Genomic DNA, 25,264 nt, shown 5'->3' with positions numbered 1-25,264 from the left:
GTAGCGCCGAACGCGAGGACCGACATAATGACCGCGTGGCCACTGCAACCGCGCTCCCAGCGTCTCGTGAACACGGACACCACGACCGTCCCAGCATGGTCAGTGTCGGCACGATCGTCTGGCTCTCGAGCGAACTGATGTTCTTCGCCGCACTCTTCGCGGCGTACTTCACGATCCGGTCGGTGACGACCGCTGCCGCCGCTCCGGGGACACAGACCCTGTGGCAGGCGATGACCGAGCACCTGGACGTGCCGTTCGCCTCGGTGAACACGTTCATCCTGGTCGCGTCGTCGTTCACCTGCCAGGCCGGCGTGTTCGCCGCCGAGCACGGCAAGGTGGGCCGGATCGGCTCGCTGGCGAACCCGCGCAACTGGGGCATGCGTGAGTGGTTCATCCTCACGTACGTGATGGGCGCGGTCTTCGTCGCCGGCCAGGTGACGGAGTACACCGGGCTGGTGCAGGAGGGCCTGACGATCTCGTCCAACGCGTACGGATCGGTCTTCTACTTGGCCACCGGATTCCACGCGCTGCACGTGACCGGCGGCCTCATCGCCTTCGTGTTCGTCCTGGCCAGGACGTACATGGCTCGAAAGTTCACCCACGAACAGGCCGTCTCGGCGATCGTCGTGTCGTACTACTGGCACTTCGTCGACGTTGTCTGGATCGCCCTGTTCGCGACCATCTACCTGCTCAAATGAGTGAGAAGAGATCTTCCTTGTCACCGGCGCGCTTTCTCTCCGCGCGACGACGGCACCGGTCCGCCGGCCTCGTCGTGCTCCTGTTCGGCCTCCTGGCAGTGGGTTCGGCGTACGCCGCCTTCGCCCCTGACGACGCGGTGGCGGACAACACGGCCCAGTCCCAGCAGATCGAAGAGGGCAAGAAGCTCTTCGCGGTCGGCTGCTCCAGCTGCCACGGTCTGAACGCCGAGGGCGGCGGGAACGGCGCGGGCAAGATGGCCGGCCCGTCGCTGATCGGCGTCGGCGCGGCCGCGGTCGACTTCCAGGTCGGCACCGGCCGGATGCCCGCGATGCAGCCGGGCGCACAGATCCCGCGCAAGACCCCGGCGTACTCGCAGGAGGAGATCGAGGCCCTGGCCGCCTACATCGCCTCGCTGGCCCCCGGCCCGGCGGTCCCGGCCCAGGACTCGTACGACGTGAGCAAGGCCACCGACGAGCAGATCACCCGTGGCGGCGAGCTGTTCCGCACCAACTGCACGGCCTGCCACAACTTCGCCGGTCGCGGTGGCGCGCTGCCGAACGGCAAGTACGCGCCGTCGTTGATGGGCGTCAGTGAGAAGCACATCTACGAGGCCATGCTGACCGGCCCGCAGCAGATGCCGGTCTTCTCCGACCAGGTCATGCAGCCGCAGGACAAGGCGGACATCATCGCCTACCTGAAGGCATTGCAGACCCAGAAGGACCCGGGCGGCTTCGGCCTCGGCCGGCTCGGCCCGGTCTCCGAGGGTCTGTGGGGCTGGCTCGTCGGCATCGGTCTGCTGGTGTGCGTAGCGGTCTGGATCGGCGCCAAGGGCGTCAAGGCCAAGGGAGCGAAGGCTCATGAGTGACGACAAGAACCTTCCGGCGGTGAAGGACGACGGCGAGCAGCACGGCGCCGTCGAGCTGGCCGAGCCGATTCCGGACCCGGGTCTGGAGCCGCACGAACCGCGGATCACCGACATCGACCCGAAGGCCGCCGACCGCGTCGAGCGGCAGGTCTCGGCCATGTTCGGCCTGGCCACTCTGCTGGTGCTCGGGGCCTGCGTGGCGTACTTCGCGATCTCGCGGGACTCGATCCTCCAGTTCGGTCCGCTGTCCGGCAACGCGAACAACATGGTCATGGGCCTGTGCATCGGGCTGGCGCTGTTCCTGATCGGCGCCGGCGCGATCCAGTGGGCCAAGAAGCTGATGGTCGACGAGGAGATCTCCGAGGACCGGCACCCGGCGCACTCGTCGCCGGAGCAGATCGCCGAGATCACCGAGGCGTTCAAGCAGGGCACCGCCGAGTCCGGCTTCGGCCGGCGCAAGATGATCCGCAACTCGCTGATCGGCGCCCTGGGCGTGCTCGGGCTGCCGGCCATCATCTTCCTGCGCGACCTCGGTCCGCTGCCGGGCCGGTCGCTGTACAACACGATCTGGGCGAAGGGCATCCGGGTCGTCAACGACGTCACCGATCGCCCGATCAAGCCGTCCGACCTGATCGTCGGCCAGCTGGTCAACGCGGCGCCGGCCAACCTGGCCCCGCTGCAGGAGGAGAACCCGACCGAGTACCAGAACGCCAAGGCCAAGGCCGCGGTGATCGTGGTCCGGATCAAGCCGAGCGAGATCCGCACCAAGCCCGGCCGGGAGAACTGGGGCGTCGACGGCATCCTGTGCTACTCGAAGATCTGCACCCACGTCGGCTGCCCGATCTCGCTGTACGAGCAGACCACCCACCACGTGCTCTGCCCCTGTCACCAGTCGACCTTCGACCTGTCTGACAGCGCCAAGGTCGTCTTCGGCCCTGCGGCCCGGCCACTGCCTCAGCTACCGTTGGCAGTGGACAGCGAGGGTTATCTGGTTGCGCAGAGCGGCTTCACCGAGCCGGTCGGCCCGAGCTTCTTCGAACGAGGGTGACAACAGTGTCGACAAACACAGAGTTCCCCGGCCCGGTCAAGTGGGTCGACGATCGGCTCGGCATCGCGAAGATCGGGAAGAAGAACCTGCGGAAGGTCTTCCCCGACCACTGGTCGTTCATGCTGGGCGAGATCGCGCTCTACAGCTTCATCATCCTGATCCTGACCGGCACGTTCCTGACCTTCTGGTTCAAGCCGTCGATGGCCGAGGTCCAGTACAACGGCTCGTACAGCCTGCTCAAGGGTCTGCACATGTCGGAGGCCTACGCCTCCACGCTGGACATCACCTTTGACGTCCGCGGCGGTCTGCTGGTCCGCCAGATCCACCACTGGGCGGCGGTGCTGTTCATCGCCGCGATGATGGTGCACCTGCTCCGGATGTTCTTCACCGGCGCGTTCCGCAAGCCGCGTGAGCTGAACTGGCTGATCGGCTTCGGGATGCTGTTCCTCGGCATCGTCGAGGGCTTCATCGGCTACGGCCTCCCCGACGACCTGCTGTCCGGCACCGGTCTGCGGATCACCAACGGCATGATCCAGGCCTCACCGGTGGTCGGCACGTACATGAACTTCTTCATCTTCGGCGGTGAGTTCCCGGGCGACGACTTCGTCTCGAGATTCTTCATCGTCCACGTGCTGCTGATACCTGGCATCATCCTGGCCCTCGTCACGGCCCACCTGTTCCTGGTCGTGTACCACAAGCACACGCAGTACGCCGGACCCGGCCGGACGCAGAAGAACGTGGTCGGCTACCCGCTGTTCCCGGTGTACACGGCCAAGGCCGGCGGCTTCTTCTTCGTGGTGTTCGGCATCACCGCGCTGATGGGCGCGCTGATGCAGATCAACCCGGTCTGGCTGTACGGGCCGTACAACCCGGCCGAGGTGACGGCAGGTTCGCAGCCCGACTGGTACATGGGCTGGCTGGAAGGCTCGGTGCGAATATTCCCCGGCTTCGAGTCGCACTTCTGGGGCATCACCCTGAGCTGGAACCTGCTGATCCCGGCGCTGATCGTGCCACCGGCGTTCGTCACGCTGGTCGCGCTGTATCCGTTCATCGAGGGCTGGATCACCGGTGACAAGCGCGAGCACCACCTGCTGGACCGGCCGCGGGACGTCCCGACCCGGACCGGTATCGGCGTCGCGTTCATCACCTTCTACGCCCTGCTGTGGATCGGCGGCGGTAACGACCTGATCGCGACCCACTTCGGGATCTCGCTGAACAACGTGACCTGGTTCCTGCGGTTCGCGGTGATCCTGGGGCCGATCCTGGCCTTCTGGGTGGCGCGCCGCTGGGCGATCTCGCTGCAGCGGGCCGACTACGACCGCCTGACCCACGGCCTCGAGACCGGTGTGATCGTGCGCTCGCCCGAGGGCAAGTACACCGAGAAGCACCAGCCGATCTCGACGTACGAGGCGTACTCGCTCACCGCACGGGACCGCGTCGTGCCCCACGAGGTCGGTCCGGAGACCGACGACAACGGCGTACGCGCACCGCGCCGGGCACTGCACAAGGCCCGCGCCGCGTTGTCCCGGTTCTACTTCGCCGACGCGGTGCAGAAGCCGACCGCTCAGGAGCTCGAAGAGGCGCACGAGCACGCGCACGACCCCGACGAGATCCACGAGCTGACGGAAGACACGGAGACCTACCGCGAGGTCACCAGCGACCGCAGCTGACGAAGTACCGAACGCAAAGGGCCCCGCCACGGCGGGGCCCTTTCGTTATGTCAGTGCTTCGGAGACCGCGGTCAGATAGCCCTTCACGAGCTTCTGCTGGTCCGGGTCCAGGGTCCGGGTAGTGGCGATCATGCGGTCGAGGAGCGGGCCGAAGAACTGCCAGCCGAGGTCGACAGCACTGTCGGAGACCTGGAGGCGGGTACTGCGGCCGTCTGTGCGGCTTCTGAGGCGTTCGACGTGCCCGGCGGCCTCGAGGCGGTGGATGACGGCTGTCGTCGCCTGAGACGTCATTCCGAGCTGCTGAGCGAGCCAGCTGGGCGTGGCCTCGACGTCAGCCCGTTCGGCGTCCAGGAGGCTCACGAGGGCCCGTACGTCGGTGGCGTGCAGTCCGGTTGTCCTGGCGAACTCCCCGATCGCGAACTCCCACCTGAGCACGATGTCCCGCAGCCGGTGCACCAACTCCAGCGCGGCCGCCTGCTCGGGATCGGCCGGCATCACTCCTTCACGCATGCCCGCTAGATTACCTCACTCAGTGAGCTATTCTCGGCGACATGACCTTCCAGCACGCGTACGACGCTCTCCTCACCCGCTGGGACGTGCCGGTCGAGCAGCTGGAGCTGACCGACGAGTTCGGTACGACGCACGTCAACGCCTGCGGACCCGCGGACGGCCCGCCCGTCGTACTGCTTCCAGGGCACGGCGCGACGTCACCCGTCTGGTTCGGCGTCGCACCGCGGCTCGCCTCGCAGTACCGTGTGTACGCGATCGACCTGATCGTCGACGCCGGCCGCAGTACCAACACCGGCCGTACGCCGAAGACGCCTGCCGACCTGCACCTGTGGCTCACCAACGTCCTCGACGGCCTCGGCGTCGACCGGTCAGCCTTCTGCGGTCATTCGTACGGCGCCTGGATCGCGCTGACCTACGCCCTCGCCCATCCGGAACGGGTCGACCGCTTGGCTTTGGTCGACCCGACGGACTGCTACGTCGGCCTACGCCTCCCCTACATCCTCCGAGCGCTCCCGAGCCTCGTACGCCCCTCCCGGAAGCGCACCATCGCGTTCCTCCGCTGGGAGACGCAGGGCCTCCCCGTCGACCCTCAGGTCCTCGAACTGGCCGGCCTGGCCGCCGAACAACCCTCGACGCCTTTCGTCCGCCCCAAACGCCCCACCGACGACCAACTACGAACCATCACTCCCCTGGTCTTCGTCGCCGGCCACAGCAAGAGCCAGGACCCCGCCCGACTGGCTCGCCGCGTCACCACACTGTCGCCGGGCGCAACCGTCGTACAACTCGACACCGCCTCCCACCACTCCCTACCGTCCCTCCACGCCCAGGAGCTACTACCTGAGCTCGGGAAGTTCCTCGATCACGCCCAGTGACACACCGCTTTCGATGCGGTCCAGGTGGATCAAGCCGAATGGCCGACGCTGCAAGAACCCGGTCAGCGAGGAGGGCGTACGGCGTCGACGCGGGCTCGATCGACAGCCAGCCGCCGCAGCGCCGGAAGCCGACCACGTCGTACCTCGAAGCGCAGCACTGGACGCTCACGCACTCGACAGAAGGCACGCCGGACGGAGGAGCGCTCGTACAACAGTCTGTCGACGGCAAGACGAAGAAGGCCGACAGCGCCATCGAGATGTGCGCAGATGTCGTCACGGACGGATGGCGAGAGGCTGTGGCCGAGCGCGCCGCCTCCTACGCGTCATCGGACACGTTCACAAAGCTTGTTCGCTCGAGGCGCCGACGTCACTGCACCGCGCTCGCGAACGTCGCAAAGTTCATCCTCGCCGCCAAGGACAAGGCACATGAGTTAGCCGGCTGGGTCGGCGGCGGCATTCTTGCTCTCTTCGGTTTGGAGGGGCTGGCGAAGCGGTTCGCGCGGGAGCTGATCGAGCACATTCCACTTCCATTCGATGGCAAAGCCGTCGCTGCGGCCCGCGGTGTGCAAGTGACCGGGATCCTGCTCTGCCTGATGTATGACGACGACCTCAGTCGCTGCCAATGCTTCGTCGATCTCGCTCTCGAGCAGGCGAAGACTGCTGTCAGAAACTCCTGACGACCGCGATGGAGGACTGGACCCAACTGGCATCGTTCGCTGCCGAGGCGTAAGGACTGGGAAGGGGCCTTCTCAGTCGAATGGGCCGGGCCGGACACCCCGAGGTGCTGGCTCCGCCCATCTACGACCTCAGTCACTGGGAGGTGGTGTTCGACAGTCTGTTTACTGTGTGGGCCCACGAATTGCCCACAGAATAAGGGGATTCTGGTTCGTTGATCCTCGGCGGGGGCGCCTAGGGTCGAGGTATGGAACTCCTGGGCGAGCGGCCGGTGTGGTCGATGAGCGGCGGCGAACTGCTGTCGACTCTCGACACAGTGGACGCTGAGATCGCCCGTCTGGAGTCCTACCGGCTGGGTGTGGTCGCCACCATCGAGAGCACCGGGTACGCCGCTGAGCTCGGCGCTCGGGACACCGCGGAGCTCCTGCGCTTCCGCTACCGCCAGGACGCGCCGACAGCCCGCCGTACGCTCCGACTCGCGCGGGCGTTGTCGAAGTACCCGGCCGTGTCTGCCGCCCTCGACCGGACTGGCGCGTCACCAGATGCGCTTGGACGCGCCGACGATGTGGATGCTGTGGACGAGGCAGACGCTGCCGACGAGGAAGACGCTGTCAACGCTGACGCATGGTTGCTTCGGCCCGCGCAGGCAGATGCGATCGTGTCCGCGCTGGAGCGCGTTCCGGCCCACGTGCCGATCGACCATCGCGACGCGGCCGAACGGGAGCTGGTGAAGCTGGGCCGCGCACATGTCACCGCGAGAGCTGCGTCAGGCGGGCAACCAGATGCGGGACATCCTCGATATCGACGGCCCCGAGCCGGAGGAGCTCAAGGCGTACGACCGCGAGTCGCTGACCTTGACGCCCGCGGATCGCGGAGTGAAGTTCCGCGGCTACCTCGCCAACGAGAACGCCGAGCTGTTCCGCGCCCTGATCCACGCCGGCGCCCGCCCCCACAAGACCGTCGACGGCGACCCCGACCCACGCCCCCGCGACAAGCGCCAGGCCGACGCCCTAACCACCACCCTCGGCATCGCAGCCGCCGCCCTCGAGTCCGGCCAGACGTCAGACCGTCCGTCGTCCGGGGCCGGGCAGTCGGCGGCCCGCTCGAGGTCGGCCAGCCAGTCGCCAGACCGCCCGACACCCCCCGCCAGCCAGTCGCCAGACCGCGCGACACCCCCGGCCAGCCAGTCGGCGGAGCGCCCGTCGTCCGGGGCCGGGCACGCGGCAGACCGTTCGTCGTCCGGGGCCGGCCAGCCGGCGGAGCGCTGGTCGTTCACGGCTGGAACGCCAGCGGACTGCTCGACACCCGCGGCAGCGCAGTCGGCGGAGCGCCCGTCATCCGGGGCCGGGCACACGGCAGACCGTCCGTCATCCGGGGCCGGCCAGCCGGCGGAGCGCTGGTCGTTCACGGCTGGAACGCCGGCCGACTGCCCGACACCCGCGACAGGGCAGTCGGCGGACCGCTTCTCGGCCGGCGCCGGCTCGGTGGGTGGGCCCGCCGTCGGCACAGTGCCGGGGCTGGGGGCCAAGGCGACGTTGACGGTGACCATCGACTTCGAGGACCTGAAGGCGGCTACGGCAGAGGCGAGTGGGCAGCTGGTGTACGGCGACGGGCTCTCGGCTGCCACCGTCCGGCGCCTCGCCTGCGACGCAAAGATCATCCCGCTGGTGCTCGGGTCAAATTCGGAACCGCTGGACGTCGGCCGCTCCGAGCGACTCGTCACCCGCGCCATCCGCCGCGCCCTCAACGCCCGCGACCGAGGCTGCGTGATCTGCGGCGCGCCACCGATCATGTGCGACGCCCATCATCTGGTCTCCTGGATCGACGGCGGCGAGACCAAGCTGTCCAACCTCGCCCTCCTCTGCCGCCGCCACCACATCGATCTGCACCAGGGCGTCTGGACTGTCTCGACTACCAACGGCATTGTGAAGGTCACGCGCCCCACGTGGGCCGATCCACCACCCGGCTCGCAGCGAAAATACCTCCGGCGAGCGCATCCCCAGCTCGAACCGGCCCCCGCAACCCACCGGCCAACCAGCAGCCCCACCGCCAGCCATCCCGCCAGCGATCCCGCCGACGATCCGGCGGGCGATCCGGCGGGCGATCCTGCCGGCGACCCCACGAGTGTCCCCACCAATCACCCCATCAGTGATCCCGCCGGATCGGTCGCGCCAGCAGCTCTCCGATCCCGGTGGAGAGCCAACGCCGCGATCCTCCAGGAAGCAGCTGCCTTCGCCTCGGCAGGCCTGGCGACAGGCTGACAGAACAACAGCCTCGCCATTGACCGAACGGCCATCCGCGGCCACTCGTACGGCACCCGGATCACCCCGCCCCACGCCGTCACCCACCCAGATCACCCTGCCCTACGCCAGTCACCCACTCGGAGCGCACTCACCCACCCCGGCACCCACCCGAAGCACACTCACCCATCCCGGCACCCACCCGAAGCACACTCACCCACCCCGGCACCCACCCGGAGGGCGTCGATCGCCCGGCGCTCGTCGACCCAACGGCAGCTCGCTCGTGGCCTCGCCTCCGTGCGTCCGTCCACCGAGCGCGACCGAGCCGCTTACGCCTAAGCCGAGATGCAGGGCCGCAGCCGAGGACGGCAGCCCGGGCAGGAACCGGTCAAGGCAGACGGCTGCGTTGTCACCTCAGGGCGCACCAGGGTCAACCCGCGGTCCCTCCGAGTCAACGCGCCGCAAGAGAACCGCCGCCAAACACAGCCCGGTCCGCTGCCCCCCGCCGAACAAGACCGGGGCAGACTCGGGGGTGTCCGGGGTGTCCGGGGTGTCCGGGGTGTCCGGGGTGTCCGTGGGTGTCGGGGATGTCGGGGGTGTCCGGGGGTGTCGTGGGTCTCGGGGATGTCGTGGGTCTCGGAGGTCTCGGGGGGTGTCGTGGGTCTTGGAGGTCTCGGGGGTGTCGTGGGTCTCGGAGGTCTCGGAGGTCTCGGAGGTCTCGGAGGTCTCGGAGGTTTCGGGGCGGGCATGCAAGGTTGCGCCGCGCGTCGAGGAACACGGATGGCGAATGCACGCAGTTGGAAACTGCGCATTCGGCGGCAACAGACGGTCGATTCGGCGGCCGGCGGTCTGCGCGAGCGTCGTTGTGGACGGCTGGCGCGAGGTCGTTGGGCAAAGCCAGCGAGTACGTCGGGTCCAACAGCCTCGGGCGGCTCGTACGCAATACCCGCGTCGCCGGTTTCTCGCTGGACATCGCGAAGGCGATCCTCACCGGAACGGCCCGATCAACCCGACCGCCCCGTCCGGCAACCCCGGACGAGCTCGGGGCGAAGTACCCCAACCTGGTCGGCGGGCTTGCAGACAACGTCAGGGCCTTGCGAAGCACCGAACGGCTCGAGTGGCGGCTTGTTCGAGAGCTTGTGACCAAGATTCCGCTGCCCGGCGACGGCCGACTCATCGCGGCGGCTCGCGGCGCCTGCAGGTCACCGGCATCCTGGGGTGCGTGCTGAACGGCGACGACCTCCGCCAGTGTCAGTGCTTCGTCGACCTCGCGCAGGCGAAGACCGTGGTCAAGATCCTCACCACCGCGATGGAGGAAATGGACCCGACCAGCACTGTTCGCCGTCAAGGCGTGGGGACCGGGGCGACAAGAAGCTTCCTCGGTCGAATGGGCTGGGCCGGGCACCTTGAGGTGTCCGGCCCAGCCAACTGCGACTTCAATTGTCTTGTTCTGCCGGCGGCCGTCTCGCCCTCTCTGCTTAGGAGAGCGCGGAGCCCTTCTTGTAGGCGGCCCAGGTGGTGTTCCAGTCGGTCCAGCCGTTGCCGGGCTCCATGTGGCGGGAGGTGCCGGTGACGGTGACGGGGTCGCCGCGGAGGGTCTGGTTGAAGAACCACTGGGCGTCCGCGAGGCTCATGCCGACGCAGCCGTGGCTGACGTTGGCGCTGCCCTGGCTGCCGGCCGACCACGGGGCGCCGTGGATGAACTCGCCGGAGCTGGTGACGCGCTGGGCCCACTTCACGTCGCTGATGTTGTAGTAGTTCGGGTCGCCCGGCTTGATGCCGATCGTCGCCGCGTCCATCCGCTTGGTGGTGAACTTCTCCATGATCACCTTGACGCCGCTCCGGGTGGTGAACCCGTCCTTGCCGGCGGTGATCGGGATCGTGCGGGCCAGCTTGCCGTTGATCATCACGGTCATCGAGTGCTTCTTGACGTTGACGTAGCTGACGACCGACTTGCCGATGCTGAAGGAGATCTTCCGGCTGGAGGTACCCCAGGTGTTGTTGCCGGCGTTGACACCCTGGGTGTCGATGTTCACCGAGACCTTGGTGCCGGCCGGCCAGTAGTTCATCGGGCGGTAGTTCACCTGCTTGCTGTTCACCCAGTGCCAGGTGCCGGTGACCGGGACCGAGGTGGTGACCTTCAGCCGCTTCTCGACCGCGGCGCGGTCCTTGACCGGGTTGTTCCAGTAGATCTGGATCGGCAGGGCGACGCCGACGGTCTCGCCGTTCAGCGGGACGACCGACGCTTTCAGGCTCTTGGACGCCTTCAGCGTCTTGAACGTCGAGCTGATCGGCACGGTGCCGCCGTCGCTGCCCTCGGCGGAGCCGCTCAGGGTGTACGACGCGCCGGGCTTGAGGTGGTCCGTCGAGGTCCACTGGGTCTTGTCGGTGTTGAAGCTGCCGGCGACCTTGTCACCGTCGTCGTCCTTCAGCGTGACCTCGGCCAGCTTGCCGGCCGTCGTGGTCACCGTCACCGGCTTGTCCGGCTGCACCGAGGACGCACCCTTGGCGGGCACGATGGCGATGTTGGCCGCGGGCGACTCCGACGGGGTGGTCGAGTCGCCCGGGGTGGTCGATGCACCGGGTGAGTTGCTCTGCGACGTGGACGGGGTCGACTGACCGCCGCTGCCGTTACCTCCGTCGGCCTTCGTGTCACTGCAGGCCGTGCCGGCCAGCAGCAGCACGCAGATCCCCGCCACGGCAAGCCCATGCTTCCTCACCGAACCGCTCACCATTCCCCAGCTCTCCCCTGTTTAGTCAAACCGCGGTAAGGGTAACCTGCCGCAGCGACATTTCTTCGCACCGCACCGCCACCGAACTGGTACGGACCACAACGGTCCGTACCGGTGGCATTCCTAAAGACGCACGAAGACGCCGCCCGGTTCGTTCCCGGACGGCGTTTTTCGTACGATGCTCAACTAGCGAGCAGCGTCAGCACACTCAGTGAGCGTGGTCACCGCGGTAGTACTCGAAGATGAACCCGCTCAGCGTGACGATGCCGATCCCGACTCCGGCGATGAACAGCCACCAGCCGAAGACGATGCCGAGCACGACGACCGCCAGCGTCATCGCGCACCACAGCGGCCACCAGGAGTACGGCGGGAAGAAGCCGAGCTCTCCGGCTCCTTCGGCGATCTCCGCTTCCTTGCGGTCCTCCGGCCGGGCGTCCATCCGGCGCGCCGTGACGCTCAGGTAGAACGCCACCAGCAGCGACAGGAAGAACGTCATCACCAGCGCGGTGGTGCCGGTGGGGTCGTTGGACATCAGCCAGTAGATCGGCGTGACGACCACCACGAAAACGCTCAGGATCCCGAAGACCCAGGCTTCGACCTTCACGCCTTGTCCTTCCCCTCGGTCCCGCTATCGGCAATCTCCTCGAGATGCTCCACGCGTCCCTGGTCCTCACCCGCGTCGAGCAGGTTGTCGGTGCCGGCCCGGTTGTCCGGGTACTCCGCCAGGGCGAGTTCCGCGTGGTGCAGGTCGAACGCCGGGGACTCGGAACGGATCCGCGGCAGCTTCTCGAAGTTGTGCCGCGGCGGCGGCGAGCTGGTCGCCCACTCCAGCGACCGGCCCCAGCCCCACGGGTCGTCGACGCCGACCTTCGGCGACTTGCGCGACTTGTACACGTTGTAGAAGAACGGCAGCATCGACAGGCCCAGGATGAAGGCGCCGACGCTGGAGACCTCGTTCAGCGTGGTGAAGCCCTCGGAGGCCTTGTAGTCGGCGTACCGGCGAGGCATGCCCTCGACACCCAGCCAGTGCTGCACCAGGAACGTCGTGTGGAAGCCGATGAACAGCAGCCAGAAGTGCAGCTTGCCCAGTCGCTCGTTCAGCATCCGGCCGGTGAACTTCGGCCACCAGTAGTAGAACCCGGCGAACATCGCGAACACCACTGTGCCGAAGACGACGTAGTGGAAGTGCGCGACCACGAAGTACGAGTCGGACAGCTGGTAGTCCAGGGCCGGCGAGGCCAGGATGATGCCGGTCAGACCGCCGAAGAGGAAGGTCGTCAGGAAGCCAACCGACCAGAGCATCGGGGTGTCGAACGAGACCGATCCGCCCCAGATCGTGCCTATCCAGTTGAAGAACTTCACGCCGGTCGGCACTGCGATCAGGAACGTCATGAACGAGAAGAACGGCAGGTTCACCGCGCCGGTGACGAACATGTGGTGTGCCCAGACCGCCACCGAGAGGACCGCGATACCCAGGGTCGCGCTGACCAGGCCGATGTAGCCGAAGACCGGCTTGCGGCTGAAGACCGGCAGGATCTCGGTGATGATGCCGAAGAACGGCAGGGCGATGATGTAGACCTCTGGATGTCCGAAGAACCAGAACAGGTGTTGCCACAGCAGTGGCCCCCCGTTCGCGGCATCGAACACATGGGCTCCCAAGGCTCTGTCCGCCTCGAGCACGAGCAGCGCGCCGGCCAGGATCGGGAACGCGATCAGGACGAGGATCGATGTCACCAGGATGTTCCAGGTGAAGATCGGCATCCGGAACATCGTCATACCGGGTGCGCGCATCGTGATGATCGTCGTCACGAAGTTGACCGCACCGAGGATGGTGCCCAGACCGGCCATCCACAGACCCATGATCCACAGGTCGCCGCCGACACCGGGCGAGCGGACCGCGTTGGACAGCGGGGCGTAGGCGAACCAGCCGAAGTCGGCCGCGCCGCCCGGGGTGAAGAAGCCGCTCACCGTGATCAGGCCGCCGAACAGGAACAGCCAGTAGCTGAACATGTTCAGTCGGGGGAACGCGACATCAGGTGCGCCGATCTGGATCGGCATGATCTCGTTCGCGAAGCCGACGAACAGCGGGGTTGCGAACAGCAGCAGCATGATCGTGCCGTGCATCGTGAACAGCTGGTTGTACGTCTCTTCGTTCACGATCTGCAAGCCCGGCTTGGCCAGCTCGGCGCGAATGATCAGCGCCATCACGCCGCCGATCAGGAAGAACGCGAACGACGTGATCAGGTACATGTGCCCGATCAGCTTGTGGTCGGTCGTGGTGATCCACTTGACCAGGATCTGACCCTTGGTGCGTCGCCGCGGATATACGGTGCTGGTACCGATGGCGCCGGTGCGCTCGGCGAAGTCGGTCACTTCTCGCCCTCTCCTGTGCCGGGAATGGTGGTGGCGTCGGAGCCTCCGGTGGCGGCGCCGGTCTGGCCCCTGGCGGCCAGCTCACGGAGGTGTGAGTCGTAGTCGTCGCGACTGACGACCTTGACGCTGAAGACCATCCGGCTGTGGTAGAGCCCGCAGAGCTCCGCGCACTTGCCCTCGAAGGTGCCGATCTTGGTCGGGGTCAGCTCGAACTTGTTCGTCCGGCCCGGGATCACGTCGAGCTTGAAGTAGAACGACGGCACCCAGAACGAGTGGATCACGTCCGGCGAGGTCAGGTCGAAGTGCACCGACTCGTTCACCGGCAGCCACAGGGTGGCCGGCCGGTCCATCGTGCCGGTCTCCCAGACGCCCTGCTGCCCGTCGACGGTGTCCTTGTAGTTGAAGGTCCACTGCCACTGCTGGCCCACCACGTTCACGGTGTGCTGCGGGGTGCCCGACATCGCGGTGATCTTGTTGCCGTGCTCCACCGTGTAGAAGAAGAGCACGCCGATGATCGCGAACGGCGCCAGCGTGTAGAGCACCTCGAGCGGCAGGTTGTACCGCACCTGCCGGGGTGCGTCGTCGTTGCGCTTGCGGTACCGGACGGAGACCCAGAGGATCAGCCCCCAGACCATCACGCCCACGATCAGCGCGGCGATCCACGCGCCGATCCACAGGCTTCGGACCGCTTCGGTCCGGTCGGACGCGCCCTCGGGGAGACCGAGTCGTTTCCACTGCTCAGTGGTCGCCGTCGAGCAACCGGTCAGCATGAGGGTGCCGAGCACCACTGCACTGCCGACCAGCAGGCGACGCTTCGCCGGTCGTGTGGCGCCGGCAGAACCTGCCGGTCGCTCCTCCACTCCGGGCGTGCCGTTCGAACCCACGGGGCGCCTTTCCCTTCCCAAGTGAGACTGACGACCAAACACTACTGGACACCTTTCGCGTCCCGACGCATAGGTAGGGCTTAGCGTTTCCCGTGTGAGCGAGCGTGGGTATCTGGACGCGGCGTCGGCGGAGTCATTGCACCCGGCAGCACGGGAAATGTTGCTGTCGGCAGTGGATTCCGGATGGGCCGATCCGGTGCGTCTGCACCACGAAGGACGGACCGCCCGGCTGCTGCTGGACAACGCCCGCGCGGTGCTGGCGGATGCGATCGGAGTACGCCCGGACGAGCTCTATCTGACGACTTCCGGTACGACGGCGATCCAGGCCGGCCTGTCCGCGGTACGGGCCGCGCGCCAGCGGGTCGGCCGGACGGTGGTGCACACCGCTGTCGAGCACTCCGCCGTTCTGCACAGTGCTGGGGACGACGGTGTCGAGGTCGGCGTGGACATCCGCGGCCGGGTTGATCAGGAGGCTTTCGCAGACGCAGTACGGCGGCCTGGCGTCGCCGTGGCTGCTCTCCAGTCGGCCAACCACGAAGTAGGTACTAGGCAACCAATCGCCGCGATCGCACAGAACTGTGGCGAAGTACCCCTGTTTGTTGATGCGTCTGCGTCCGTCGGCCACGACGTGATACCCGAGGGCTGGTCGTTGCTGGCGGCCAGTGCGCACAAGTGGGGCGGACCGGCCGGTGTGGGATTGCTGGCGGTGCGCAAGGGCGCGCGGATCGCGCCCTCGTGGCCGATGGACGAGCGTGAGGACGGGCTCTCCCCCGGCTTCCCCGACGTACCGAATGCGCTGGCTGCGGCGGCAGCGCTGCAGGCCCGGCTGAGTGAGGCCGAGGAGCTCAACAAGCAGCACCGGGCGTGGATCGACGAGGTACGGCGTCGTGTGCCGGCCGACGTACCGGATGTGGAAGTGGTCGGCGACCCGGACGACCGGCTGCCCCACATCCTCACCTTCTCCTGCCTGTACGTCGACGGCGAGGCACTGGTGACCGCACTGGACGCGGAGGGCTTCGCAGTCTCCAGTGGCTCCGCCTGTACGTCGAGCACCCTCAAGCCTTCGCATGTCCTGGCCGCGATGGGCGTGCTGACGCATGGAAACGTGCGGGTGTCTCTGAGCCGTGAGACCACCTATGAGGACGTCGACAGGTTCTGCCAGGTGCTGCCGGGCATAGTGCAGCGGATCCGGGCGGAGGTGGGGATGTGAACGTCGAACTGGACTGCCAAGGCATGGTCTGCCCACTCCCGGTGATCAAACTGGCCAAGGCGCTACCGACCGTGGCTGTCGGCGAAACCGTCACCGTTCTGGCCGATGACCCGGCCGCAGCCGTCGACATCCCTGCCTGGTGCCGGATGCGATCCCAGGAGCTCGTCGAAGCGGCCGAAAAACGCTACGTCGTACGGCGTCTCAGCTGACAGACTCGGTATGGTGACCGACTTCGCGCACAAACCGACGCTGACCGGCGATCTCGTCGTACTGAGACCGCTGGACGAGGGTGACTACGAAGCGCTCGCTGCCGCGATGGACGACCCGGACGTGGCCCGGCTGACCGGGAGCCATGAGCAGATCAGCGAGGAGCGCGCCCGGGAGTGGATGCGCACCCGGAAGGACCAGACCGACCGGCTCGACCTGGCGATCGTCGACCGCGCCTCCGGCCAGGTCGTCGGCGAGGCCGTGCTGAACGACTGGGATCCGCCCAACAAGAACTGCAACTTCCGGATCCTGATCGGCGCCGTCGGCCAGGGCCGTGGACTCGGCACCGAAGCGACCCGGCTGATCGTCGGCTACGGCATCGGCCAGATCGGCCTGCACCGGATCAGTCTCGGCGTCTACGCGTTCAACCCGCGAGCCCGGCGCGCCTACGAGAAGGCCGGCTTCAAGGTCGAGGGCGTACTACGGGATGCCCTGCTCTGGGACGGCGAATGGATCGACGAGATCGTCATGTCGATCCTCGCCTCCGAATGGATCCCCGCGCACAGCCCCCGCGGCGTCTCGACATAGGTTCGGAACCGTGATCGACGCCGAACGTATCGCCGTGCTGACCGGGGCCGGGATCTCGACCGCTTCCGGGATCCCCGACTTCCGGGGACCGCAGGGCGTGTGGACGAAGAACCCGGCCGCGGAGGCGATGTTCGACATCGACGAGTACGTCGATAGCCGTGAGGTCCGCGTGGCTACCTGGAAGCACCGGCTCGCCGTGCCCGCGTGGACAGCCGAGCCGAACCCCGGCCACCTGGCACTGGTCGAGCTGGAGCGGCAGGGCCGGCTGACCGGTCTGATCACGCAGAACGTCGACGGCCTGCACCAGAAGGCCGGTTCGTCGCCGTCGCTCGTCCACGAACTGCACGGGACGGTCTGGTACGTCGACTGCCTGCAGTGCGGTCGGCGGATCCCGATGGCCGACGTGCTCCCCCGGCTCGAGTCCGGTGACGAGGACCCGGCCTGTGAGGTCTGCGGGGGCATCCTCAAGTCGGCGACGGTGTCCTTCGGCCAGTCGCTGGACCGCGAGGTACTCGATCGAGCTGTCGCCGCCACCGAAGCCGCCGACCTGTTCCTGGCCGTCGGCACCTCCCTGCAGGTATACCCGGCCGCAGGTCTCTGCGACCTCGCCCTGAACGCCGGCAAGCCGCTGATCATCCTGAACGCCCAGCCGACGCCGTACGACGAACAGGCCGCGACCGTCCTGCGGACCCCGATCGAGACCACCCTGCCGGACCTCGTGACCTTACCGTGACATTCGAGCCCTCCCCAGGGTAAAAAGCGGCAGCTAGCGTCCCCGGCAGGTGAATCGGCGGGAGGGGACCGTGATGCGCGGGTTCAGGCGTTGGACAGCAGGTTTCACCGCGGCCGCTGTGGTCGTGCTCGGGCTGGGTACGGCGACTCAGGCGCCGGCTCAGGTCGCGGTGGATCGGGTCGTCACCTTGGCGGGGTCGCTGCAGAGCGAGCTGGGGTGTGCGGCCGACTGGGATCCGGGCTGTGACGCGACCAGTCTCGGGGCGGGTGCGCCGTACACGAAGGTGTTCGACGTGCCGGCGGGGACGTACGAGTACAAGGTCACGATCAACAAGGGCTGGGACGAGAACTACGGCGCGGGCGGCGTGCTGAACGGGCCGAACATCCCTCTGACCATCGCGGGACCGGCCAAGCTGCAATTTAGTTACGACGACACTAGTCACGTTGTGACGGTGAAGCCGGTCGATCTCGCGGGGTCGACGGTCACCGCCGCGGACAAGACGCTGGCATCACCGAGCCTGCGGCCGGACCTGACCAAGGAACGGTTCTACTTCCTGATGGCGGACCGGTTCGCCAACGGTGACACGTCGAACGACGCCGGCGGACTCACCGGCGACCGCCTGCAGACCGGGCTCGACCCGACCGACAAGGGCTTCTACCACGGCGGCGACCTGGCCGGTGTGATGCAGAAGCTCGACTACATCAAGTCCCTGGGTACGACGTCCATCTGGCTCACCCCGTCGTTCAAGAACCGTCCGGTGCAGGGGGCCGGGGCGGACGTGAGCGCCGGATACCACGGGTACTGGATCACCGACTTCACCCAGATCGACCCGCACCTGGGCACCAACGCGGACATGAAGCGCTTGATCGACCTCGCGCACCGCAAGGGGATGAAGGTCTTCTTCGACATCATCACCAACCACACCGCGGACGTGATCGACTACCAGTCCCACAACTACGGCTACATCCCGAAGTCGACGTCCCCGTACAAGGATGCTCAGGGCAACGTTTTCGACGACAAGCAGTACGCCGGCGGCGACACCTTCCCGCCGCTGGACGCCAACACGTCGTTCCCGAACGTTCCGGTGTTCCGCACCCCGGCCGACGCGACCGTCAAGGTGCCGGTCTGGTTGAACGACCCGACGCTGTACCACAACCGCGGCGATTCGACGTTCGCCGGCGAGAGCGCGGAGTACGGCGACTTCGTCGGGCTGGACGACCTGTTCACCGAGCAGCCGCGCGTGCGGGACGGGATGATCGACGTCTACAAGACCTGGGCCGAGTTCGGGATCGACGGGTTCCGGATCGATACCGTCAAACACGTCAACATCGAGTTCTGGCAGAAGTTCTCGCCGCAGATCCTGGCCGCGGCCAAGAGCGCGGGGTCGAAGAACTTCTTCATGTTCGGCGAGGTCTTCGACGCGAACCCGCAGTTCATGTCGACGTACACGACCAAGGGCGACCTGCAGGCGACGCTCGACTTCGGGTTCCAGCAGAACGCGGTCGCCTATGCGAAGGGCGATCCGAGTACCAAGCTGCAGGACTTCTACGCCGACGACGACTACTACACCGACACGGATTCGAACGCGTACGAGCTGCCGACGTTCCTCGGCAACCACGACATGGGCCGCGTCGGGATGTTCCTCAAGCAGGGCGGCGCAGCCGGTCAGGAGCTGCTCGCGCGGGACGAGCTGGCGCACTCGCTGATGTACCTGACCCGCGGCCAGCCGGTCGTCTACTACGGCGACGAGCAGGGCTTCACAGGTCCGGGTGGTGACAAGGACGCGCGCCAGGACATGTTCGCGACCAAGACCGCCGACTACGCGGACGACGAGGTCGTCGACGGCACCGGTACGACGACGATCGGCAGCAAGGACCGGTACGACGTCAACTCGCCGATGTACAAGCACATCGCGGCGCTGGCGAAGCTGCGGGCGAAGTACCCGGCCCTGTCGGACGGACGGCAGGTGCACCGTTACTCCTCCAACCTCAACGGCCTGTACGCGTTCAGCCGACTCGGCAGCGACAATGTCGAGTACCTGGTAGTCGCGAACAACTCGAAGACCGCGGCGTCGGCGACAGTGCCGACGTACGGACCGAACACGTGGCTCAAGCCGGTCTACGGCGGCACCAAGTCTGTGAAGACCGACCGCGAAGGCCGTGTGGTCGTCAGCCAGGCGCCGCTGTCCGTGACGGTGTACCAGGCCCAGACGAAGGTCCCGAAGCCTGCTAAGGCACCTGCTGTCTACATGAGCTCGCCGGAGCTCGGTGCGACGGTCGGTGGGCGCGCTGAGATCGCCGCTGCGGTTCCTGCGAACACCCCGGTCACTGTGACCTTCGGCTACCGGCCGGTGGGTACGACGGCATGGACGCGGCTCGGTGCGGACGACAACGCGCCGTACCGCGTCTTCCAGGACGTGTCCGGTCTGGCGAAGGGCACTCTGCTCGAGTACCGCGCCGTACTGCGGGATGCCGCGGGCAACTACTCGGTGTCCGGGTCGTACGGCGTCGTCGGGGACGCACCCGCGGCCGGTGGCGGCGGTGGGGGCACCGGTCCGGTCGTCCAGCCTGCCAACGTGTCGGTGCCGGGTGACCACAACAGCGAGATGGGTTGTACTGCGGACTGGGCGCCGGACTGCGACCAGGCCCAGTTGACGCTCGACCCGAAGGACAAGGTGTGGAAGGGCACGTACACGCTCCCGGCCGGTGAGCACGCGTACAAGGCGGCGATCAACAAGACCTGGGACGAGAACTATGGCGCCGGCGGTGTCGCGAACGGCGCGAACATCTCCTACACAGCGCCGAACGGACCGGTCAGCTTCTACTACGAGCACGGACGGCACTACGTCACGTCCAGTGCGCAGGGACCGATCATCACCGTCCCCGGCTCGTTCCAGTCCGAGCTGGGCTGTCCGGCCGACTGGGATCCGTCCTGCATGCGACCCTGGTTGACCGACGAGGACGGGGACGGGACGTATACCTGGTCCACCAGCGAGTTGGGAGCGGGCAACTATGAGGCGAAGGTCGCACACAACCTGTCCTGGGACGAGAGCTATCCGGCGAACAATGTGCCGGTCTCGGTGCCGAGCGACGGGCTCGTGGTCACGTTCTCGTACGTGCTCGCGACGCACCAGTTCACGGTGACGACGTCCAAGCCCGGTGCTACGCCGGACCTGAGCCAGGCCAAGGCGTACTGGCTGGACCGCAACACGCTCGCCGTACCGGCCGTCGCCCACCCCGAGCGCTACCGGTGGCGGCTGCACTGGTCCGACACGGGCTCGTTGAAGGTCGACGCGGACGACATCGGTGGATCGTCGACAGCCCTGCGGTACGACTCGCGGGTCGTGAAACCTGGGTACACGACGCTCCGGCTGGACAACGCCGACGCCCGCAAGATCCTCACCGGGCAGCTCGGTCTGGCGCAGTACGACGACACGGGCCGACTGCTCGATGCGACCGGCGTGCAGATACCGGGAGTCCTCGACGACCTTTACAAGAGCGCGGCCGGCCGTTCGTACGGCGTGACGTGGCACGCGGGTGCGCCCACCTTCACCTTGTGGGCCCCCACCGCGCAGAACGTGCGATTGCTGGTCGGCTCGGCGGCTGTCCCGATGAAGCGCAACGACGACGGTTCGTGGGTAGTCGGCGGATCCCGCTCGTGGAAGAACGCGTCGTACCGCTTCGAGGTGACGGTCTTTGCGCCGAGCACCGGGAAGGTGGAGACGAACGTCGTCACGGATCCCTACTCGGTCGCGCTGACGACGGACTCGACGTACTCCGTCGCCGCCGACCTGAATGATCCGGCGGGTCAGCCCGCGTTGTGGGCGAAGACGCCCGCGCCGAAGCTTGCGCGGGGTGTCGACTCGACGATCTACGAGCTGCATGTCCGCGACTTCTCGATCAACGACAACACGGTTCCCGCCGGGCATCGCGGTACCTACCTCGCCTTCGCCGACGACGGTGATGGAACCAAGCACCTCAAGGCCCTCGCCGCGGCCGGGCTCAATACGGTGCATCTCTTGCCGACGTTCGACATCGCGTCAATCCCCGAGACCGATCAGCAGACTCCGGCCTGTGACCTGAAGGCGCTGCCGCCGGACTCGGACCAGCAGCAGGCCTGCGTGACGGCCGTCGCCGCGAAGGACGGGTTCAACTGGGGTTACGACCCGTACCACTGGCTCGCGCCGGAGGGTTCGTACGCGACCCAGAAGGACGGGCTGGCGCGGGTCTCGGAGTTCCGCACGATGGTCGGCGGGCTGCACAAGGCCGGGCTGCGCGTCGTCCTCGACCAGGTCTACAACCACACGCCGGCCGCCGGCGAGGCGCCGACGTCGGTGCTCGACCAGATCGTGCCCGGGTACTACCAGCGGCTGAACGCCACCGGCAAGGTCGAGAACTCGACCTGCTGCAGCAACATCGCCACCGAGCACGCGATGGCCGAGAAGATCATGGTCGACGGCACCGTGAGCTGGGCGAAGAACTATCACGTCGACGGCTTCCGCTACGACCTGATGGGCCATCACTCCAAGGCGAACATGCTGAAGGTCCGCGCGGCGCTCGACAAGCTGACGCTCGCCAAGGACGGCGTCGACGGCAAGTCGATCTATCTGTACGGCGAGGGCTGGAACTTCGGCGAGGTCGCGAACGACGCGCTGTTCGTCCAGGCCCGTCAGGGCAATCTCGGCGGGACCGGGATCGGCACGTTCTCGGACCGTCTCCGCGACGCGGTGCGCGGCGGCGGGCCGTTCGACGACAATCCGCGGATCCAGGGCTTCGGCTCCGGCGAGGCGAGTGACCCGAACGGCGACCCGATCAACGGCACGCCGGACGAGCGCGCGAAGCGGCTGGCCCACGACACCGACCTGGTCCAACTCGGCCTGGCCGGAAACCTGCGCTCGTTCACCTTCCGTTCCGTCGAATCGGGTACGACGGTGCGCGGGGACGGCGTCGACTACAACGGCTCGCCGGCCGGGTACGCCGATCAGCCGGACGAGGTGATCAGCTACGTCGATGCCCATGACAACGAAACGTTGTGGGACACGCTGACCTACAAGCTGCCGACGGATCTGCCGATGCCGGACCGGATCCGGATGAACACGTTGTCGCTGGCAACGACCGCGCTGGCGCAGACGCCGTCGTTCTGGCACGCGGGAGCGGACCTGCTGCGGAGCAAGTCGCTGGACCGCAACTCGTACGACTCCGGCGACTGGTTCAACACCCTGGACTGGACCGGCGCGGACAACGGCTTCGGCCACGGCCTCCCACCGAAGGCCGACAACGAAGCCAAGTGGCCGTACATGAAGCCGCTGCTGGCCAACCCGGCGCTGAAGCCGTCGTCGGCCGATGTGGCCACGGCGTCCGCGGCGGCGGCCGAGCTGCTGAAGCTGCGGTTCTCGACGCCGCTGTTCCGGCTCGGCACCGCCGACCTCATCAACCAGAAGCTCAGCTTCCCGCTGAGCGGTACGACGCCTGGCGTGATCACGATGCGCATCGACGACACAGTGGGACCGAATGTCGACCCAGCGCTGAAGGGCGTGGTCGTGGTGTTCAACAGCACCGGATCGGCAGTATCCCAGCAGGTGCCGGGGCTGAGCGGCGCCAACCTCTCGCTGTCACCGGTACAGGCCGGCGGGTCGGACGCCGTCGTCAAGCAGACGACCTGGAATGCCGCCACCGGCACGGCGACAGTCCCGCCGCGCACAGTCGCCGTACTCGTTCAGCATTAGAGGCCGGCGAACCGAGCAGCAGCTACGAAGGCCGCCAGCGCCAGAAGGATGGCGTTGGCGGCCGTCGAGCGTGGTTCGCGGAGCGAGGAGTGTGAGGTGGCGGCGCCGATCATCACGATGACCAGCCCGACCGCGGCCAGCGGCGTGAGGACGCGCGCGTTGTCGGTGAGCCACGGAGCGAGGAGCCCGGCCACCGCCAGAAGTTCGCAGACGGCGACGAAGCGGACGAGCGGCATCGGGAACGGTGCGATGCCGGTCTGACCGCTGGCGATCAGGTGGGCGCGGGACATTGTGGCCTTCAGGACGCCCGAGATCGTGAAGACGACGGCGAGCACGCCGGTGAAGATCCAGGTGATCGTGTTCATGTCGATGGCAGACGATCGACAATCGACTCCTGTGACAATCGACGAACTGTCACCGGGAAGACCAGTCGATCGTCTGTGAAGGTGTGATGGAGGAACTCAGACCGCTGCTGCTCTCGATCGCGTACCGGATGCTGGGCACGTTCGGTGACGCCGAGGACGTCGTGCAGGAAGCGTACCTGCGCCTGCACCGCGAGCCCGACGTTGCGTCGCCCAAGGCATTCCTCACCACCGTGACCACCAGGCTCGCGATCGACCAGCTGCGCTCGGCACGGCGCCAACGCGAGCAGTACTTCGGCCCGTGGCTGCCCGAGCCCGCCGTCGACGAGTACGTCGATCTCGCCGACCGGGCCGCGCTCTCGGACTCGCTGTCCACCGCGTTCCTCGTCGTCCTCGAGCGCCTCTCCCCCGACCAGCGCGCGGTCTTCCTGCTCGGCGACGTCTTCGGCTACTCCTACGACGATCTCGCCGGAATCCTCGGCAAGACTCCGGCCAACTGCCGCCAGCTCGCCGTCCGCGCCCGCCGCCGGATCGCCGACAACCGACCACGCTTCGATCCCTCGCCCCACGAACGAGACGAGTTGGTACGCCGCTTCACCGCCGCCGCCCAGGAAGGCGAGCTGGACAGCCTGGTCGAACTCCTCGCCCCGGACGTCACGTTCACCGGCGACGGCGGCGGCAAGGGCGGGTTCCCGAGGCCGGTGCACGGCGCCGGCAATGTCGCCCGCCTGCTCATCGGCGCGTTCGGCAAGTTCCGCGAGCTGACCACCGAGCCGGTGCATGTCGGCGGCCAACCGGCGCTCAGGATCCACGACCGCAGCGACCGCACTGTCGCGATCTGGTCGTTCGTGGTCGCCGAGGGCCGGATCAACGCGATCCACGGCATCGTCAACCCCGACAAGTTGACCCACATGCAGCCGTCAGGGCAGTCGTCAGGGCCGGCGCCGGTTCAGCCGTCAGGGCACGCGGACGACGAGCGCTGACGGATCCACCTCCGCGACGAGCGACGTACCCGCGGCGATCGCGTCGCCGTCGAGCTCGCGGCCTACCACCCGGTCCGCGCGGACCTGGATCCGCTTGCCGATGAACCGCTCGACATGGCGCTCGCGCCAGGACTTGATCACCAGACCGAGCGCCAGCCGCGGCCAGTGGCTGATCCGGCGCGGCGCGAGCACGACCACGTCGATCCGGCCGTCGTCGGGCGTCGCGTCCGGGAAGAGCGGGATGTTCGCCTGCAGCGTGCCGACGTTGCCGATCACCACGGTCCGCGCGCGACGGCGTACCGGCGGCTGGTCGTCGACGACGATCTCGACGTTGACGAACGGGTGGTTCAGGTTCTTCAGCGTCGAGACGACGTACGCCGCCCAGCCGACCCGCTTCTTCAGGTCGTCGGGCGCGTCCTCGATGATCGCGGCGTCCAGCCCGAGTCCGGCCATCACCACGAACCGGTCGCCCGGCAGCTGATCGCCCTCGATCAGCACGCTGTCGATCCGCTGCTCCGAACCGTCGAGCAGCTCGTGCAGCGCGACGTCGAGCTCGAGCGAGATGCCGAGGTTGCGGGCCAGCAGGTTCCCGGTCCCGCCGGGCAGCACCGCGGCCGGGATCGCGGTCCCGGCCAGCTCGGCACACACCACCCGGACGGTGCCGTCGCCGCCCGCGACGAGCACGAGATCGACCTGTTCGTCGATCGCCTGCCGGGCCATCCCGACCCCGGCATCGTCCTCGGTCGTCTCCAGCCACAGCGGGTCCGCATACCCCCGCTCGGCCAGCGCGGTTCCGACGCTACGCCGGAACGCGTCGCCTTCGACCTTGACGGGATTCACGATGACGGCTGCCCGCCTGGCAGGACTCACTTATTTTTGTCCGTTCGG

General features: G+C 67.3%; 20 protein-coding genes. 13 read left to right on the top strand and 7 right to left on the bottom strand.

The genetic code is table 11. The features are described from left to right. Positions 1–35: 35 nt before the first annotated feature. Genes AB0J62_RS10600 through AB0J62_RS10585 form a run of 4 tightly spaced genes read left to right on the top strand, consistent with a single transcriptional unit; the run spans position 36 to position 4,282 of the window. Positions 36–698: a heme-copper oxidase subunit III gene (locus tag AB0J62_RS10600; RefSeq protein ID WP_134098092.1), complete on the top strand. Its 663-nt coding sequence runs from the start codon at positions 36–38 to the stop codon at positions 696–698. After that, positions 695–1,564 (top strand): cytochrome c, encoded by an 870-nt coding sequence (locus tag AB0J62_RS10595; RefSeq protein WP_363867086.1) that lies wholly within the window; start codon positions 695–697, stop codon positions 1,562–1,564. Before AB0J62_RS10600 ends, AB0J62_RS10595 begins: the two co-directional genes overlap by 4 nt. Then, positions 1,557–2,612: a Rieske 2Fe-2S domain-containing protein gene (locus tag AB0J62_RS10590; RefSeq protein WP_363867082.1), complete on the top strand. Its 1,056-nt coding sequence runs from the start codon at positions 1,557–1,559 to the stop codon at positions 2,610–2,612. The genes AB0J62_RS10595 and AB0J62_RS10590 overlap by 8 nt, the downstream gene beginning before the upstream one ends. Next, positions 2,609–4,282 carry a cytochrome bc complex cytochrome b subunit gene (locus AB0J62_RS10585; RefSeq protein ID WP_363867079.1) on the top strand — a complete coding sequence of 558 codons (1,674 nt, stop codon included), beginning with the start codon at positions 2,609–2,611 and terminating at the stop codon, positions 4,280–4,282. The genes AB0J62_RS10590 and AB0J62_RS10585 overlap by 4 nt, the downstream gene beginning before the upstream one ends. A 45-nt stretch (positions 4,283–4,327) precedes the next feature. Here AB0J62_RS10585 and AB0J62_RS10580 read toward each other — a convergent pair whose 3' ends face one another. Further along, positions 4,328–4,792 carry a MarR family transcriptional regulator gene (locus AB0J62_RS10580; RefSeq protein WP_363867076.1) on the bottom strand — a complete coding sequence of 155 codons (465 nt, stop codon included), beginning with the start codon at positions 4,790–4,792 and terminating at the stop codon, positions 4,328–4,330. A 41-nt stretch (positions 4,793–4,833) separates the two neighbouring features. Between AB0J62_RS10580 and AB0J62_RS10575 the strand changes: the two genes are divergently transcribed. The 3 genes from AB0J62_RS10575 to AB0J62_RS10565 all read left to right on the top strand — a co-directional run bounded on the left by AB0J62_RS10575 (position 4,834) and on the right by AB0J62_RS10565 (position 8,600). Further along, positions 4,834–5,664, top strand: a complete 831-nt coding sequence (locus AB0J62_RS10575; RefSeq protein ID WP_363867073.1) for an alpha/beta hydrolase — start codon at positions 4,834–4,836, stop codon at positions 5,662–5,664. A 38-nt stretch (positions 5,665–5,702) separates the two neighbouring features. Continuing rightward, positions 5,703–6,341 carry a hypothetical protein gene (locus AB0J62_RS10570; protein WP_363867070.1) on the top strand — a complete coding sequence of 213 codons (639 nt, stop codon included), beginning with the start codon at positions 5,703–5,705 and terminating at the stop codon, positions 6,339–6,341. A 744-nt stretch (positions 6,342–7,085) separates the two neighbouring features. Beyond that, the gene (locus AB0J62_RS10565) at positions 7,086–8,600 is read left to right on the top strand and encodes a DUF222 domain-containing protein (protein WP_363867067.1); all 1,515 of its coding nucleotides are present in this window, start codon (positions 7,086–7,088) and stop codon (positions 8,598–8,600) included. A gap of 1,457 nt (positions 8,601–10,057) precedes the next feature. On the opposite strand, the gene AB0J62_RS10560 is transcribed toward AB0J62_RS10565, so the two are convergent. From AB0J62_RS10560 to coxB, 4 genes are all read right to left on the bottom strand, one after another. Beyond that, the gene (locus AB0J62_RS10560) at positions 10,058–11,299 is read right to left on the bottom strand and encodes an Ig-like domain-containing protein (protein ID WP_363867064.1); all 1,242 of its coding nucleotides are present in this window, start codon (positions 11,297–11,299) and stop codon (positions 10,058–10,060) included. Positions 11,300–11,519: 220 nt separating this feature from the next. Further along, the gene (locus AB0J62_RS10555) at positions 11,520–11,915 is read right to left on the bottom strand and encodes a cytochrome c oxidase subunit 4 (RefSeq protein WP_134098077.1); all 396 of its coding nucleotides are present in this window, start codon (positions 11,913–11,915) and stop codon (positions 11,520–11,522) included. Then, positions 11,912–13,684 (bottom strand): cytochrome c oxidase subunit I, encoded by a 1,773-nt coding sequence (gene ctaD, locus AB0J62_RS10550; RefSeq protein ID WP_363867060.1) that lies wholly within the window; start codon positions 13,682–13,684, stop codon positions 11,912–11,914. The genes AB0J62_RS10555 and ctaD overlap by 4 nt, the downstream gene beginning before the upstream one ends. Next, the gene (gene coxB / locus AB0J62_RS10545) at positions 13,681–14,568 is read right to left on the bottom strand and encodes a cytochrome c oxidase subunit II (protein ID WP_363867057.1); all 888 of its coding nucleotides are present in this window, start codon (positions 14,566–14,568) and stop codon (positions 13,681–13,683) included. Before coxB ends, ctaD begins: the two co-directional genes overlap by 4 nt. A 94-nt stretch (positions 14,569–14,662) precedes the next feature. Here coxB and AB0J62_RS10540 point away from each other — a divergent pair, with 94 nt between their 5' ends. From AB0J62_RS10540 to pulA, 5 genes are all read left to right on the top strand, one after another. Next, entirely contained in the window at positions 14,663–15,778 is a 1,116-nt protein-coding gene (locus AB0J62_RS10540) for an aminotransferase class V-fold PLP-dependent enzyme (RefSeq protein WP_363867054.1), read from the top strand. Further along, positions 15,775–15,987, top strand: a complete 213-nt coding sequence (locus tag AB0J62_RS10535; RefSeq protein WP_363867051.1) for a sulfurtransferase TusA family protein — start codon at positions 15,775–15,777, stop codon at positions 15,985–15,987. The genes AB0J62_RS10540 and AB0J62_RS10535 overlap by 4 nt, the downstream gene beginning before the upstream one ends. Before the next feature lie 10 nt (positions 15,988–15,997). Continuing rightward, on the top strand, positions 15,998–16,573 hold the full coding sequence (locus AB0J62_RS10530) for a GNAT family protein (protein ID WP_363867048.1): 576 nt from the start codon (positions 15,998–16,000) through the stop codon (positions 16,571–16,573). 10 nt (positions 16,574–16,583) lie between these two features. Next, positions 16,584–17,306: a Sir2 family NAD-dependent protein deacetylase gene (locus tag AB0J62_RS10525; RefSeq protein WP_363867045.1), complete on the top strand. Its 723-nt coding sequence runs from the start codon at positions 16,584–16,586 to the stop codon at positions 17,304–17,306. A 73-nt stretch (positions 17,307–17,379) separates the two neighbouring features. Then, positions 17,380–23,031, top strand: coding sequence for a pullulanase-type alpha-1,6-glucosidase (pulA, locus tag AB0J62_RS10520; RefSeq protein ID WP_363867042.1), 5,652 nt, complete (start codon positions 17,380–17,382; stop codon positions 23,029–23,031). On the opposite strand, the gene AB0J62_RS10515 is transcribed toward pulA, so the two are convergent. Further along, positions 23,028–23,396 (bottom strand): DoxX family protein, encoded by a 369-nt coding sequence (locus AB0J62_RS10515; protein ID WP_363867038.1) that lies wholly within the window; start codon positions 23,394–23,396, stop codon positions 23,028–23,030. The two genes, pulA and AB0J62_RS10515, sit on opposite strands and share 4 nt — an antisense overlap. 86 nt (positions 23,397–23,482) lie before the next feature. Between AB0J62_RS10515 and sigJ the strand changes: the two genes are divergently transcribed. Then, positions 23,483–24,376 (top strand): RNA polymerase sigma factor SigJ, encoded by an 894-nt coding sequence (gene sigJ, locus AB0J62_RS10510; protein ID WP_363867035.1) that lies wholly within the window; start codon positions 23,483–23,485, stop codon positions 24,374–24,376. Here sigJ and AB0J62_RS10505 read toward each other — a convergent pair. Then, a complete protein-coding gene (locus AB0J62_RS10505; RefSeq protein WP_363867032.1) occupies positions 24,350–25,246 on the bottom strand; it encodes a diacylglycerol kinase family protein in 897 nt (298 codons plus the stop codon). The genes sigJ and AB0J62_RS10505 overlap by 27 nt on opposite strands. Positions 25,247–25,264 lie beyond the last annotated feature (18 nt).

The organism is Kribbella sp. NPDC049584, from assembly GCF_040675555.1.
Lineage (GTDB): Bacteria > Actinomycetota > Actinomycetes > Propionibacteriales > Kribbellaceae > Kribbella.
This window is presented reverse-complemented; position numbering and strand designations above follow the sequence as displayed.